This window comes from Longimicrobium sp. (assembly GCF_036388275.1).
Classification (GTDB): domain Bacteria; phylum Gemmatimonadota; class Gemmatimonadetes; order Longimicrobiales; family Longimicrobiaceae; genus Longimicrobium.
Map to the genome: position 1 here is coordinate 71,663 of NZ_DASVSF010000110.1, position 15,612 is coordinate 87,274.

Below are 15,612 nucleotides of genomic sequence, written 5' to 3' on the forward strand. Positions count from 1 at the left end.
TCCTTGCATTGACTGGATGCGCGAGAGGCAGCACATTCGCGGCTCGGGCCCTGGTCACCCGGCCGCAACTGCCGCAGGGCTACACGCTGGTGGGGTTCGGGAAGCGGCAAGGTGGTGTACCTGTCCGTGCGGGACGCGGCGGGCATGCACCTGGCACGCGTTCGGCTGCGCTGAGCCGGCCGTGTGCGGAGGCACGGTGTGGATGGCGGCGGCGGTCAGCTTCGCCGCTGGTCCATGCTGTGCGGTGGGCGAACGGAGCAGGAGCAACCAACACGGAACCGAGGGAGGCTTGGATGGGTGAACAAGGGGTGGTGGTCGCGCGGCGCGGGCTGCACGACGAGGACGAGGGCTGGGAAGAGCGCCTGTTCGAGGCGCCGGACGACGAGGACGAGCTGGACGAGGACGAGGATTTCGACGACGAGGTGGACGACGACGATCTCGACGACGACCTCGACGACGAGCTCGACGACGAGGACCTGGACGACGAGCTTTGATCCGAGGGGGCGACCGGCCGGGTAGCCGGTCGTCCATCCCTCATCCGCGGCGGCCGCCCTTCACGGGGCGGCCGCCGTTTCTTTGTCTGCCCCGAATGGTGCCGTGTACCTCACCTGGGTAGCCGCCTCGTCCCGTGGGTGCACCGGCGCGCTTACGTCCACCGCGAGGTGCGCGATGATTGCGAGCGGAGCTTGAGCTCAGGTGTCAGCAGCAGATCAGGGGGGAGGCGCACCAATCGGGTCTCGGGTGCGCCACGAGATCTTACACCGGGGCGCCAACATCTATCTTCTAGCTTTGTGGTACATGCCGACGCATGTTCTGGCCGGGTTGTCGACACACACAATTAAGTTCCCAACGATGAGATCCTACCCCGATACGCGTCTCTGGCGGACTACTCTGGGGCACCAGGGCGATGAACACGAGCACCTGCGTGAAACTCTTCGCGCTGCGTACAACGATTTCCATGAGCGGGCGGCACTACTCGCTGGTGAAATCAGCAGGAGCCTCCCTGATTTCACCGTTCACGACATTATGCATATCGATGCATTGTGGGAAGCCGCAGACCGCATCGCAGGCCCGGGTCTTCTGATTTCTCCCGTTGAGGCCTTCGTGCTGGGCGGAGCGTTCCTGGTGCACGACCTAGGGCTCGGGCTGGCGGCGTACCCGGGCGGAGAGGAGGAGGTCTCGCGAGAGCCGCTGTGGAAGAGCGAACTCACGCGGCTGTTGCGGAATGAGAATGGACGCGCTCCGACGCCCAGGCAGATCAGCGATGCCCCCGAAGCCATGAAGCGCCGCGCGACAGCCATCGTTCTACGCGAACTACATGCACGGCAGGCGGAGCGTGTGGTCGGTCAAGGGTGGCGCGACCCGCGTTCCGGAAGACAGGTCTACCTGATAGAGTCGCCCGAGTTGCGGGACTCTTTGGGCCCGATCATCGGTCGAATTGCCCACAGCCATTGGTGGGGCGTGTCGCAACTCTCTTCGACGTTCGTGGAGCGCTTGGGCGCACCCCCGCGCTTCCCAGGCGATTGGGATGTCGATCCACTTCTCATCGCGGCGCTCCTGCGAGTTGCCGATGCCAGTCAACTCGACGTGCGTCGGGCCCCGGGATTTCTGTTCGCGCTCCGCCAACCGTCGAAGGAAGCCGAGCCCCATTGGGTCTTCCAGCAGCACTTGCACACGCCTCGTGTGCAGGGCGATCAGGTAGTCTACACTTCAGGACGACCGTTTCCCGAGCACGACGCAGACGCATGGTGGCTGTGCCTTGAGCAATTACGGGTGTTGAATCGTGAATTGGCACAGGTGGACCAGTTGCTCGCGGACAGCGGTCGTTCGCGCTTTACAATCCGAGGAGTACGAGGGGTCGAAGATCCCGCGCGGTTCGCTAAGCTGGTCCATACAGACGGTTGGAGCCCCATCGATGTTCAGGTCGGCGTCGGCGACGCGGTTTCGTTGGTCGCGCGACTTGGCGGGGAGCAACTCTACGGAGATGATCCGTCCATCGCGCTTCGTGAGTTGATCCAGACGCGTCCGACGCTGTACGCGCGCGGCGACTCGTCGAAAACAGGGCACCCGGTTGGGGCGAGATCAACGTGACGTTCGGCACGGACGAAATCGGCGATTGGCTTGAGGTAGAGGATACCGGGATCGGGATGTCGGCCGAGGTGCTCGCAGGGCCACTGGTTGACTTCGGAGCGTCATATTGGGATTCCGCGTTGATGCTTCGGGAGTTTCCGTCGCTCCTCGGACGCGGATTCCAGGCGACCGGCCGTTTCGGAATCGGTTTCTTCTCTGTTTTCATGGTCGCCGCGCGGGTAAGGGTTACTACACGGCGCCACGATGCCGCACAAGCGGATACGCGAGTGCTTGAATTCCGCCGCGGATTGGAAGGACGGCCTCTCCTGCGAATCGCTGCAGAAACGGAGCGGATGAACGACGGCGGAACGCAAGTTCGGATCTGGATGAACGATTCGCCATCTAAACTGGTCAAGCCTCTGCTCCGGTTCTGGGAAAGCTACAGTCCTCGTGTTCTGTCAGCAGAGGTACTCGCCGGACACGCCCCTGCTCCGCTTGCACGCGAAGAAGATATGTTCGAATTGTTCTGCGCATGGCTATGTCCAGCTCTGGACGTGCATTTGTGCGTTCAAAGGCGAGACGGGACCCTGGCCCGCGTGGTTGCGGCGTCCGATTGGCTGACGCTGGAGCCACGGCGCCTAGTCCTGCGGACGTATGGCCTCAGTGAGCCATGGAGCGAGGAAATGAGGTCTGTGCTGCAGTTAGCCGACGAGCGAATGCGCTTCGTCCAAGATGACGAACCGATCTATGGTCGTGCATGCTTGCCAGCGCACGAATCATGGCTCACCGGCGGGGGTGTAGTGTGCGCCATCACCGCCGGTGGAATTCGGATCGCCTCCTGGCCGGGAGTTGTCGGTATTATGACCGGCGTACCACGGACGGTTGCGCGCAACGAAGCCCGCTTGGAGGCAGATCCCTCAATGGTGGGGTGTTGGGCAACGGAGCAAGGCGTTCTCGCCCAAGACGGATTCGCGGACGAATCGGCGGCGGCTTCATATGCATCTCAGGTCGCGGCGCTCGGCGGAAATCCCAAGAATATCCCGTTCGCCCAATTCCACGGCGAGTGGGTCAGTTGTTCCGATATCCGTTCCTGGACAGTGGTGGCGGACGAGTATCTGGTGGTCTACGCATCCTTGTTCGATGGCGTGAACCTCGAAGGTGTTCCGGTGGAGCTTCCGGACGAGTACGACGACGTCTTCATCATATCCGCGACCTCCCGGACTACGTACCTGTTGTGGGTCCACCGGATCCGTGGTCAGGTTCTGGAAACACTTTCACGACGTCGGATTTGCTGGTTGTCTCCCTCGCCGACCTGTGGCAGGCTACACCGGAACAAGTACTAGAAGCTTCTGATCTGACATCCACGATCAGGAAGATCGGAACTCGAAAGGGCGCTCCCGTAGAGGCCTTTGCCATCCTGCTGAGGCGCCCCCTCCGTTCGCCGGCTGGGGCTAAGTGATCTTCGCTGCGCACCCAACCGGAAACCGGTGGGGCGCACGCCAGTTTGGACGTTCGTAAGGTTGGGTACAACACCGGGCCCGGAGGCATGTCGGCGGGGCGCGGCGGCTGGTACTTTGCAGCTAGCACGGGCATCGCCGCCCTCGGACGGGCGGCCGTTCCTCACTTCCGGCTTTCTCGTTCCATGGACCGAGTTCTTGCAGTGATCCTGGGTGGCGGGGCCGGCACCCGCCTGTTCCCGCTGACGGCGCAGCGCGCCAAGCCCGCCGTTCCCCTGGCGGGCAAGTACCGCCTGGTGGACGTGCCCATCTCCAACTGCATCAACTCCGGGCTCAACCGCATCTTCGTCGTTACGCAGTTCAACTCGGCCAGCCTGAACGACCACATCGCCCGCTCGTACCTGTTCGACCGGTTCCGCGGCGGCTTCGTGACGGTGCTGGCAGCCGAGCAGACGCCCACCTCCGAGCACTGGTACCAGGGCACGGCCGACGCGGTGCGCCAGAGCAACCTGCACATCCGCAGCTACGCGCACGACCAGGTGCTCATCCTGTCCGGCGACCAGCTGTACACGATGGACTACCGGCTGATGCTGGAGCACCACAAGCGCACCGGCGCCGACGTCACCGTGGCCGCCACCCCCGTCACAGCCGCCGAGGCGCCCGGCTTCGGCATCCTGAAGACCGACGCCGAGCACCGCATCACCGAGTTCTACGAAAAGCCGCCCCTCTCGGAGCTGCGCGGCAAGGAAAGCCCGGTGGAGCCCGCGCTGGAGCGCGCGGGGCGCATCTACCTGGCGTCGATGGGCATCTACATCTTCGACTGCGACGTCCTGCAGGAGCTGCTGGACGGCCACCGCGAAGCCAACGACTTCGGCAAGCACATCATTCCGTTCGCCATCCAGGAGCGGAAGGTGGTGTCGTACCCGTTCAAGGGCTACTGGAACGACATCGGCACCGTGCGGTCGTTCTTCGACACCAACCTGATGCTTACCGATCCGCAGCCGGCGTTCAACCTGTTCGACGAGCAGATGCCGCTGTACACCAATGCGCGCCTGCTTCCCCCGGCCAAGGTCACCCGCTCGCGGATCGACGCGTCCATCATCGGCGAGGCGTCGGTGATCATCGACAGCGACATCACGCAGTCGGTGATCGGCATCCGCTCGTACCTGGGCGCGCGCACCCGCATCCATCGCACGGTGATGATGGGCGCCGACTACTACCGCTGGGAGGACCCCGGAAGCCGCAACCGGGTGGAGGGGCCCCCGCGCCCCGGGGTGGACGAGGACTCCATCGTCGAGGGCGCCATCATCGACAAGAACGCCTCCATCGGCAGGAACTGCGTGATCACCAACGTCGCGCGGGTGGTGGAGGGCGAGGGCCCGGGCTTCTTCATCCGCGACGGCGTGGTGGTGGTCGTCAAGAACGCCGAGATCCCCGACGGCACCATCATATGAGCGCGCGCGCCCTGCGCATCGCGCAGCTCACCAACGAGTACCCGCCGCACGTCTACGGCGGCGCGGGCGTCCACGTGGAGTACCTGTCCCGCGAGCTGGCCCGCGCGGAAGGCGGCGCGCACCAGGTGCAGGTGCTGTCGTTCGGCGAGCAGCGGCACGAGGAGGGCAACCTGCGCGTGCAGGGCGTGGCGCCCGTCCTGCACCTCCCCGCGCGCGATCCCCGCCACGAGCGGCTGCTGGATGCGCTGCTCCGCGACCTGGCCATGGCCGGCGCGGTGGATGCGCCCGACGTGGTGCACTGCCACACCTGGTACTCGCACCTGGCGGGGTGCCTGGCGCGCCCGCTCACCGGCGCGCGGCTGGTGCTGACCACCCACTCGCTGGAGCCGCACCGGCCCTGGAAGGTGGAGCAGCTGGGCACCGCGTACGATGCCACGACGTGGATCGAGCGCACCGCCTACCGCAACGCCGACGGGGTAATCGCCGTCTCGCGCGCCATGAAGGACGACGTGCAGGCGCTGTACGGCGTGGATCCGCGGCGCGTGCGGGTGATCTACAACGGCATCGATCCCGACGAGTACCAGCCGCGCTTCGATCCCGATGGCCTCCGCGCACTGGGGGTGGATCCCGACCTGCCGATCGTCCTCTTCGTCGGCCGCATCACGCGGCAGAAGGGAATCCTCCATCTCGTCCGCGCCATCCGGCACCTTCGCCCCGGCGTGCAGGTGGTGCTGTGCGCCGGCGCGCCCGACACGGAGGAGATCGGCCGCGAGATGGCGGCGCTGGTAAGCGAGGTGAAGCGCGACGCGCCGGTGCCCGTGGTGTGGATCAGCGCGATGCTCTCCAAGGACCGCATCATCCCGCTGTACTCGCACGCCGCCGTCTTCGTCTGCCCCTCGGTCTACGAGCCGTTCGGCATCATCAACCTCGAGGCGATGGCGTGCGAAACGCCGGTCGTCGCCTCGGCCGTGGGGGGCATCCCCGAGATCGTCGTCCCGGGGGAGACGGGGACGCTCGTGGGGTTCGAGGCGGAGGGCGGTGGCTCGGCGGAGCCCCGCGACCCGGAGGCGTTCTCCCTGGCGCTCGCGACTGCGGTCAACGAGCTGATGGATGCGCCCGAGCGGCGGGCCGCGATGGGGCGGGCCGGGCGCGAGCGCGTTTTGGCCCAGTTCAGCTGGCGGGCCATCGCCGGGCAGACGCTGGAGTTCTACCGCGAGCTGCTGGAGATGCCGGGGCGCGCGGAGCCCTGATTCAGGGCAGGACCCCGCTGGGGGGCTCCTCCCGGCGGCCGGTGTGCGGGTCCGGCAGCTGAAGTGTCTCCGCGGCGACCGTGGCCATGTTCTCGTTCACCCCGAAGGCGCCGAACGCGTACCGGATGATGGCGAGCGCCAGCTCCCGCTCTCCCACCACCGCCCGGCCCACGCCCCGCCGCTCCAGGTGCGCCCGCTCTTCGTCGCTGTGCGTGCGCACGACGGTGTCGATGTGCGGGTTCACCTTGCGCGCGTGGTCCAGGATCAGCCGCGCCTGGAAGGCATCGGGCGCGGAGACGACGAGAAGGCGCGCCCGCTCCAGCCGGGCGTGGTGAAGGATGCCCGGTCGGGTGGCGTCCCCGAACAGGGCCGGCATCCCCCGCGCGCGGAGCGCCTCTACCTCGCCGCGGTTCTGCTCCACCACCACGTACGGGATCCCCTGCCGCTCCAGCGCGCGGGCCACCGGCGCGCCCACCCTGCCGTGCCCGATCAGCACCACGTGGTCGCGAAGCGCCGCCTCGTTCACCCCGGACGGGAGCTCGCCGAGGGCGCCGGCGGGCCGCTCCAGCAGCTCGGCGATCCGGGGGCTGGCGCGCACCCAGCGCTCCAGCCCCGCCGCCGCGGCGAAGGCCAGGGGGTTGATGGTGATGGAGATCAGCGCGCCGGCCAGGATCAGGCTGGTCCCCTCCGCCGGGAGCAGCCCCAGCGTGCCGCCCAGCCCCGCCAGGATGAACGAGAACTCGCCGATCTGCGCCAGGCCGGCCGTCACCACCAGGGCGGTGCGGATGGGATAGCGGAACGCCAGGACGACGGCCAGCGCCGCGAGCGACTTGCCTACCACGATGATGGCCAGCGCCGCCAGCACCTGCAGGGGCCGGCGCACCAGCACCGAGGGATCGAACAGCATGCCGACGGATACGAAGAAGAGAACGGCGAACGCGTCCTGGAAGGGAAGGGCGTCGGCCGAGGCCTGGTAGCTCAGGTCCGACTCGCTGATGACCACGCCGGCGAAGAACGCCCCCAGCGCGAACGACACGCCGAACAGCCCCGCCGCGCCCACCGCGACACCCATCGCCACCGCCAGAACGCTGAGCGTGAACAGCTCCCGCGACCCGGTATGCGCCACGCGGCCCAGGAGCCAGGGCAGAGCCCGACGCCCCACGACGAACATCAGCGCCAGGAAGGCCATCACCTTCCCCAGGGTGACGGCCACGGCGAGGCCCACGCTTTCGCCGCTGTCGGCCGCCGGCGTTCCGCCCAGCACCCCCGCGACCGCGGGCAGAAGCACCAGCGCCAGCACCATGGCCAGGTCCTGCACGATCAGCCAGCCGACGGCGATGCGCCCCTCGGCGGTGTCCACCATCCCCTTCTGCTCCAGCACTCGCAGCAGCACCACCGTGCTGGCGACGGACAGCGACAGCCCGAACACCAGCCCCTGTCCCCAAGGCCAGCCCCACGCGCGGGCCAGGAGCGCGCCCATGGCCGTGGCGGCGACGAGCTGCGCCAGCGCGCCCGGAACGGAGATCTTCCGCACCGCCAGCAGGTCGTCGAGCGAAAAGTGAAGTCCCACCCCGAACATCAGCAGGATCACGCCGATCTCGGCCAGCTGCGACGCCAGCGCGGCGTCGCCCACGAAGCCGGGGGTGAACGGCCCGACGGCCACCCCGGCCAGCAGGTAGCCCACCAGCGGTGGAAGGCGCAGGTGGTGGGCGGCGAGGCCCAGGACGAAGGCAAGGCCGAATCCAACGGCGACCAGGGCGATCAGCCCCGTTTCCTGGTGCATTCGTGGTGCTTTTTGGTGGATGGCTCGTGTGGACCCGCGTTCCGCGGCGTGCCGGGGCTGACTCGTGGGCCCGTTGCTACTTAACTTCCATCCCGCGTTCGCGGCAAGCCGATTGTCCGCATCTCTCGACGCGGGCGGTTCGCCCCCCCAGCCATCCTCCTCGCCCGTGCACGATGAACCCCGCGCCTGACCAACTCGCGGACTCCGCATCGGCGGCCAGCGCCCAGGCCACGCGTGAAGACGAGTGGCTGTGGGGGTGGGATCCCACGCCGGGGATCGTCAGCGTGTGGGCGGAGCCGAACGGCCGGGCGATCATCTGGCGCCGCCTTCCGGACACGGGCGCGCTGATCCGCGAGGACGAGCGGTATCGCCCGTGGCTCCTGCTCGACCGTCTGGACGACCTGCGCCATCTCGGCTCCTCCCTCGCCCCTGAAGGGACGCCTGAGGCCCGCGTCTGGTTCCGCGAGCTGGAGGGGCCCGGAACGCTGCGCTTCCTGGTTTCCGCCGAGGAGGGCAGGGCACTCGCCCAGGCCGTGCTGCACGGCGCGTCGCGGCGCCTGGGCCGGCAGGTGGGGCACCTGCGCGAGCTGGGCGGCGCCTCCGTGCTCGCCCTGCCGCCCGAGGAGCAGTACCTGGTGGCCACCGGGCGGACGTACTTCCGCGACCTCGCCTTCCACCAGCTCCACCGCCTGCAGTTCGACCTGGAAACGACGGGGCTCGACCCGTCGCGCAACCGCGTCTTCATGATCGCCGTCCGTTTCCCGGACGGCTCCACGCAGGTGCTGGAGGCGCGCGGCGAGGGCGACGCGGCGGAGGCGGAGCTGATCCGCCAGTTGGTGGAGACGGTGCGCGAGGCCGATCCCGACGTCATCGAGAACCACAACCTGCACGGCTTCGACCTTCCCTTTCTCGCCACCCGCGCGCGCCGGCTGGGCGTGCGGATCGACCTGGGGCGGCTGGGCGGATTCGGGCTTCGTGAGCGGGCGGCGCGGCGCGGGACGGTGGATTCGCGCGATGCTTCGCGGCGTGTCCGCTTCCTGGCGCCGGGGCGCGAGCTGATCGACACGCTGGACGCGGTGATCCGCTACGACTTCGCGTCGCGCGACCTGCCGGGGCACGGGCTGAAGGCCGTCGCCAAGCACTTGGGGATCGCCGCGCCGGACCGCGAGTACGTGCCGGGAAGCCAGATCTACACCGTCTACCGCACGGACCCCGAGCGCATCCGCCGCTACGCCACGGACGACGTCGAAGAGGTGGCCGGCCTGGCGCACATGCTGGGCGGCGCCGCGTTCGCCCTGGCGCGCATGGCCCCGCGGCGGTACGAGCGGCTCGCGGACGCGGGGCCGGCGACCGGGGTCATCGACCCGCTGCTGGTGCGGGCCTACCTGCGCGCCGGCGCCGCGCTCCCCGCGCACCAGGCGGGGGACGGCACGCCCCACAGCGGCGCGGCGCTTCACCTGTTCGCCACCGGCGTGGCGCACCGCGTGGTCAAGGCCGACGTCGCCAGCCTGTACCCGTCGCTGATGCGCGCCTACCGCATCGGGCCGGCGCGCGACTCGGTGGGCGCGCTTCTGGCCCTGGTGGACCGGCTGGTGGAGCAGCGGCTGGCCGCCAAGGCCCGTGGCCGGGCGGCGCCCCCTGGCTCGGCCGAGCGCCACACGCACGAGGCCATGTCCGCCGCGATGAAGCTGCTGGTGAACTCCGCGTACGGCTACCTGGCGGCGGGCGGCGAGCTGACGCGCTTCGCCGACGTGCACGCCGCCAACGAGGTGACGCGCCGGGGCCGCGAGATGCTGGGGATGATGTGCCGCGAGCTGGCCACGCGCGGGGTGACCCTGCTGGAAGCCGACACCGACGGCGTCTACTTCGCGGTCCCCGAGGGGTGGACCGAGGCCGACGAGCGGCGGGTGGTGGCCGAGGTCGCCACGCTGCTGCCGTCGCTGGTGCAGCTGGAGTTCGACGGGCGCTACGCGGCGATGCTTTCGCACGAGCCCAAGAACTACGCGCTGCTGGGATACGACGGGACGCTGACGCTGCGCGGCGTCGCCTTCCGCAGCAGCCGCGCGGAGCCCTACGGCGAGGCGTTCCTGCGAGCCGCGCTGATGAAGCTGTTCGCGGGCGACGTGGGCGGGGTGCGCGACACCTATCTCGCCACGGTCGGCGCGCTCCGCCGCCGCGAGCTGCCCACCTTCGACGTGTCGTCTCGCGTGCGGCTGACCAAGTCGCCCGCGCGCTACGCCGAAACGCGCGAGGCCCGCCGCGAGCTGGCGTACGAGGCGCTGCTGGCCAGCGGGCGCACTGTGTGGCGCGTCGGGGAGCGGGTGCGGGTGTATCGCACCCAGGGCGGCGGCGCGTCGGTCGTCCCCTCGGCGGACGAGGACCCCGCCTCCAGCGCCGACCCGCGCGACTACGACGTGGCGCACTACGCGCGCGTCCTCCGCACCACTTTTGCCGCGCGCCTGGCCCGCGCGCTCACCCCCGCCGACTTCGCCGCCGTCTTCGCGGATGCGGACCAGCTGTCCCTTTTTGCGCCATCCACCGCGGGCATGCGCCCGGTACTGCAGACCCTCGCGGCGCCGGTTGAACGCGGGTGATCAAAACCGGAGGACGAGGTGACCGGCGGCTGGGCGGGATTTCAAGCTTGACCCGCGCGAGTCCAGCTTGTACGTTTCGCGAGCAGAAAGGAGGTCGCGATGGCCAAAACTACAGGTCCGGAGACGCGCCCTAGCAGGTGGGACGTGACGAACGTCGAGGCCGTGCCGCAGAAGCGCGTGAAGCGGTTCACCTCCAGGCGAGTCGTCGAGGGTGGCCCCGCACCGGCCGGCCACGGCAAGAAAGTCCTGGGAGGCGCCTCGCGCGTGCTCAAGCGGGCCTACGCGAGGATTACCCGGCGTTCCGGACGGGGACCGGACCATCCAGGGGAGCGGCCGCTTGCCCCTGTTGGTGAGGACATGGAGGCCTTCTTCGAGGCGCAGAAAAACGCGAGCCGGGCCAGCCGCGCGCTCCTGAGTCGCCAGCGCCAATACTGAACGCGCCACGCCACCTTTCTTCGAGGGCTGGGATCACTGGATTCCGGCCCTTTGCACATCCACGTCTATCCCCAAATGCTGAAAATTGCACTCCCGGGCGAGGCGTGGCCAACCGGGTACGTCTTCGACGTGCCCAGGTGGAGGCGGAACGTCCCCGACAGCAAACCCTGGCGACCGTTCTACCTGCTGAACCGCGTGGTTCCTGGAGACGCCGCGACGCTGGCCCTGATGACGACCAAGTCGACAGAGGTGGCGTATGGCGCGACGCAATTCACGGTGCCCAATCCGAAGAACTTGCGGCTGCCCGGGCAGGACGCGAGTTACATCGAGGTTTCCTCGATTCTCGTCGAAGATTCCAGTAACTTCTCGACTGCGTCGGACAACTTGTCCCGCTATCGGGCAGCGGTTCGCACTTACCTGTACACCGCATTGGGAATGGGCCAGGGCACAGGTCCCGGTACGGACCGCGAGAGTATCCGCGGATTTCTGGTTCGCTTGACGGAAGCGATGCAGGATGAGTTCGGCTACGCTTTCGGGATCGTGCTCACCCGTCACGAGTACAGCCGGTCGCGCCGCCTGCAAACCGTGGTTCCCGTCATCGACCTGCGGTACTTCATCGGGCCAGACATGCCTCCGGAGGCGTTCGAACCAAAGGGCGGCCTCATTCGCCCAGCGGATGGCACGGCCGCGTGGCTGAGGCAGTTGCCTGCCGCATGGGCCGGACACGTCCTCAACGTACCCCTCCTGAATACGTTTACCGAAGAATGGCAGGAGCACCGCGATCGCACGCGGTGGCTGCCCCGCCAAATCGAGTATGTCTACCCGATCCCCGTTGACGACGCGACTCTCGCCGCGGTCGAAGCCGCCGTCTCCGAGCGGCTCCAGTAGCTGGCGGCACTCGCCCCGGGTCGAGGTGGCATAGGCAATGCGTTCCCTCCGGCGCTCTGGTCAACGCCTAGCAAGGAGACGGACGTATGGATCAAGATCGCAACGATGGTGGCTTCGGCGACAACAGCGGCACTTCCGGCACCTCCCGGGACCTGAGCGCGTCGACGGGCGGAAGCACGGGCGGCGGCCTCGGTGGCTCGACGGGCAGCGGACTGGGCGGTTCGACCGGAGCAGGATCGACCGGCGGACTGGGCGGCTCGACCGGCGCGGGGTCGACTGGCGGACTGGGCGGCTCGACTGGGGCCGGCTCGACCGGCGGTGGGCTCGGTGGGTCCACGGGCGGCGGCCTGGGTGGTTCGACCGGCGGCCTCGGCGGCTCGACCGGGGCGGGATCGACCGGCGGGCTTGGTGGTTCGACGGGCAGCCTGGGATCGTCGGGTGACCTGGGCGGCGCGTCCGGCACCGCGAGCTTTGGTGGCACGGAAGACGACTTCGGGACGGCCGAAACGACGTACCAGCGGCACTACGCCACGGTACCGGCCACGCCCGCCACGGGTCCGTCCACGTACGACGAGGCGCGCACCGGGTACGAGCTGGGCCACCGCGCCGCGGCCAACCCCACGTACTCGGGCCGCGACTTCAACGAGGTCGAGGTGGACATCCGCCGCGACTACGGCGAGGACAAGGAAGGCCGCTACGAGCGCATCCGCGGCTTTGCGGCCCACGCGTACGACTGGAAGATGATCGTGGGCGGCATCGCGCTGGCGGCAGGCGGCTGGTGGGCCGGCCGCAAGCTGTACGAGAGCCTCCGCGACATCAACGAGGAGGAGGAGCAGGAGTGCCGCACGTACTACGAGTCGCACCCGGTGCGGACCACGGGCGTGCCGTACGACCGGGCGCGCACCGTGTACGTGGTGGGCTACGCCGCGGCTCGTAACCCGGAGTACGCCGGGCGCAGCTTCGACGACGTGGAGCCGCACCTGCGCAGCGGCTTCAGCGGCTCGCGCGCGGCGAGCTACGACTCGCTGCGTGACTTCGCGCGCCGCGGCTATGAGCGCGGCACCTCGCGCTCGGGCGGCGGAACCACCGGCACGGGCACGACCGGCACCGGTGGATACGGCTCGACCGGGAGCACGGGCACCGGCGGCGGGACCGCCGGCGGCACCGGCGGGTTCTGAACGGCCGGCACGAACCTGTAGCCGCCACGGAAGGTAATTGTAGGCAGCGCCCGCCGGGATGGCTCCCGGCGGGCGCTTTGTTCCGTCATTGAGCGCCCTCACGCCCGTCCGTTCAGGCTCAAACGCGCGAGCCAGCATGGTGGAGTTGTCGATTCGGTATCAGACATTTAATATTCAGACCAAGCGCTTTACCGGTACCCGCATTCGAAAGGAAGGCAGGCATGAGATTCCCGATTCTACGGACCCTCCCCGTGCTGGCACTCGCGGCAGTCGCCGCGGGCTTCACGCATGTGCCCGCGAGCACTACGGCCCAATCAACTTCAACCTCGTCTTACCTCCGGGTGAACGTCTCATGCAGCGGCGTGCGATGCAATGCGTTGGCCCAGGGAGGCAGTGGATCGTACGTCGATTGGGAGTGGAGCGGTGCGGAAGAACTGGGGGAGGGTGGGAATTGGAGTGTTGCTGACGCGACCCCGTACTGCGTACCCGGCCTGGTGCTCGAGGTCCTCGCAACCGTGACGGATAGCAACGGGGGATCGGCATCTGGGTCCGCACTGGTGTTCTGTCCCTTCAACTAGTGACACGAATCCGCTCCAGTATGCACCGTCGGCTCGGGCGGGTTCGGAACGCCGGCACGAACCTGTAGCCGCGCACGGAACACGGAAAGCGAAGCGCCCGCCGGGAGCCATTTCGGCGGGCGCTTCCGTGTGTGGCGACGCGGTAGCCAGACGCTCCGCCGCCGCGTGCGCTTCGCTCGCGAGGGTGAGTGCGTCCTGCATCCCATCGAGCGGAAACTCGCCCGCGAAAGAGTACGTCGTTGCTCTTGCTGCTATCCATATACGCCGTTAAAAATCAAGTCGTAGTCGGTTTCTTTTCCATCTACACGCAGGAGGAAGGCATGAGGCTCCCGATCCACCGTTCGCTCCCCGCCGTGATCCTGGCAGGCGCCCTGGCGGGCTGCAGCGATGCGCCGACCACCACGGCGCCCCAGGCGGCGAGCGTCCAAGACGAGGCACCGCTGCTCGCCGCGGCGCCGGGGCAGGGCATTCGCGACCGGTACATCGTGGTCTTCAACGACGGCACGCCCGATGCGCCGGGGCTGGCCAGACAGCTGGTGGGGGCGCACGGCGGAACGCTCCACTACACGTACCAGAGTGCCCTGCGCGGCTTCGCGGCCACGCTGCCGCCCGCGGCAGTCGAAGCCGTGAGGCGCAATCCGCGGGTCGCGTACGTGGAGCAGGACGGAGTCGCGCGAGCGAGCGCCACGCAGTCGAACGCGCCCTGGGGGCTGGACCGCATCGACCAGGAAAACCTGCCGCTGAACGGTACCTACACCTACAACTACACGGGCTCGGGGGTGCGCATCTACGTCATCGACACGGGCGTCCGGTTCGACCACGCAGAGTTCGGGGGGCGCGCGTCCGGGGGGTACGATGCGTTCGGCGGCAACGCCTCGGATTGCAACGGCCACGGCACTCACGTGGCCGGCACGGCCGCGGGAAGCACCTACGGCGTGGCCAAGGGCGCCAGCGTCATCTCGGTGCGCGTGCTGGACTGCGGCGGCTCCGGGGCATGGAGCGGGGTCATCGCGGGTGTGGACTGGGTGACGCAGAACCACGTGAAGCCGGCGGTGGCCAACATGTCGCTCAGCGGCGGCATCAACACCTCGGCGGACCAGGCCGTGGCCAACTCCATCGCGGCGGGGGTGACGTACGCGATCGCCGCGGGGAACGACTACGGATACGACGCCTGCCAGAAGACCCCGGCCCGGGTGAGCACGGCGCTCACAGTGGGTGCCACGACCTCAACCGATGCCCGCGCCGACTACTCCAACATCGGCACCTGCCTGGACCTCTTCGCGCCGGGCTCGGCCATCACCTCGGCCTGGCACACCAGCAGCACGGCCGTCAACACCATCGACGGCACCTCGATGGCCTCGCCGCACGTGGCGGGCGTTGCCGCGCTGTACCTGCAGAACAACACCACCGCGTCGCCGGCCACCGTGGCGTCGGCCATCATCAACGCGGCCTTCGTCAACAAGCTCAGCGGCATCGGCACGGGGTCGCCCAACCGCCTGCTGAACTCGCTGGTCGGCACGACCACGCCGCCGCCCACGCCGCTGACCGCATCGGTCTCGTGCCCCGGCGGGCGCGACTACTACAACCGGGTAGACTGCACCGCCACGGCGTCGGGCGGCAGCGGCACCGGCTACAGCTTCTCGTGGCACAGCGGGTCCGAGTACTACGACCAGGGCGGGGTCAGCAAGGCCCTGGTGCCGTGCAACGTCAACTCCAGCGGCGGCTATTACAGCAGCGGGTACCTGACGGCGTACGGCACGGTCACGGACAGCAACGGGACGAGCGTCTACTTCTCCACCTCGCGCTCCTGCTGAGGATGGCGGGAGAGTTTCAGCCAGGACGGGAGTGAAACGCAGCGCCCGCCGGGAGCCATCCCGGCGGGCGCATTGCTGGTCCGGGTGATCGCAGGGACCGCCGGTCAGGTG

11 protein-coding genes are annotated in these 15,612 nt (G+C 68.5%); 10 read left to right on the forward strand and 1 reads right to left on the reverse strand.

Features of this window, described 5'->3' with window-relative positions; translation table 11 throughout:
• Positions 1-293: 293 nt before the first annotated feature.
• From VF632_RS25460 to glgA, 5 genes are all read left to right on the forward strand, one after another.
• Positions 294-494 carry a hypothetical protein gene (locus VF632_RS25460; RefSeq protein ID WP_331025760.1) on the forward strand — a complete coding sequence of 67 codons (201 nt, stop codon included), beginning with the start codon at positions 294-296 and terminating at the stop codon, positions 492-494.
• A gap of 358 nt (positions 495-852) precedes the next feature.
• A complete protein-coding gene (locus tag VF632_RS25465; protein ID WP_331025761.1) occupies positions 853-2,091 on the forward strand; it encodes an HD domain-containing protein in 1,239 nt (412 codons plus the stop codon).
• Positions 2,088-3,413: a hypothetical protein gene (locus tag VF632_RS25470; RefSeq protein ID WP_331025762.1), complete on the forward strand. Its 1,326-nt coding sequence runs from the start codon at positions 2,088-2,090 to the stop codon at positions 3,411-3,413. Before VF632_RS25465 ends, VF632_RS25470 begins: the two co-directional genes overlap by 4 nt.
• Positions 3,414-3,712: 299 nt before the next feature.
• Positions 3,713-4,981, forward strand: a complete 1,269-nt coding sequence (locus tag VF632_RS25475; RefSeq protein WP_331025763.1) for a glucose-1-phosphate adenylyltransferase — start codon at positions 3,713-3,715, stop codon at positions 4,979-4,981.
• Positions 4,978-6,231 (forward strand): glycogen synthase, encoded by a 1,254-nt coding sequence (gene glgA, locus VF632_RS25480; RefSeq protein WP_331025764.1) that lies wholly within the window; start codon positions 4,978-4,980, stop codon positions 6,229-6,231. The genes VF632_RS25475 and glgA overlap by 4 nt, the downstream gene beginning before the upstream one ends.
• A 1-nt stretch (position 6,232) precedes the next feature.
• Here the strand turns inward: glgA and ybaL are convergent, their stop codons facing one another.
• Positions 6,233-8,014 carry a YbaL family putative K(+) efflux transporter gene (gene ybaL, locus VF632_RS25485; protein WP_331025765.1) on the reverse strand — a complete coding sequence of 594 codons (1,782 nt, stop codon included), beginning with the start codon at positions 8,012-8,014 and terminating at the stop codon, positions 6,233-6,235.
• 173 nt (positions 8,015-8,187) lie between these two features.
• On the opposite strand from ybaL, the gene VF632_RS25490 reads away from it, so the two are divergent.
• The 5 genes from VF632_RS25490 to VF632_RS25510 all read left to right on the forward strand — a co-directional run bounded on the left by VF632_RS25490 (position 8,188) and on the right by VF632_RS25510 (position 15,501).
• Positions 8,188-10,608 (forward strand): ribonuclease H-like domain-containing protein, encoded by a 2,421-nt coding sequence (locus VF632_RS25490; RefSeq protein WP_331025766.1) that lies wholly within the window; start codon positions 8,188-8,190, stop codon positions 10,606-10,608.
• Between the two features lie 144 nt (positions 10,609-10,752).
• On the forward strand, positions 10,753-11,043 hold the full coding sequence (locus VF632_RS25495; protein ID WP_331025767.1) for a hypothetical protein: 291 nt from the start codon (positions 10,753-10,755) through the stop codon (positions 11,041-11,043).
• Between the two features lie 75 nt (positions 11,044-11,118).
• Positions 11,119-11,931 (forward strand): hypothetical protein, encoded by an 813-nt coding sequence (locus VF632_RS25500; protein WP_331025768.1) that lies wholly within the window; start codon positions 11,119-11,121, stop codon positions 11,929-11,931.
• A gap of 86 nt (positions 11,932-12,017) precedes the next feature.
• Positions 12,018-13,109 (forward strand): hypothetical protein, encoded by a 1,092-nt coding sequence (locus VF632_RS25505; protein ID WP_331025769.1) that lies wholly within the window; start codon positions 12,018-12,020, stop codon positions 13,107-13,109.
• Positions 13,110-14,007: 898 nt separating this feature from the next.
• Positions 14,008-15,501 (forward strand): S8 family peptidase, encoded by a 1,494-nt coding sequence (locus tag VF632_RS25510; RefSeq protein WP_331025770.1) that lies wholly within the window; start codon positions 14,008-14,010, stop codon positions 15,499-15,501.
• Positions 15,502-15,612 lie beyond the last annotated feature (111 nt).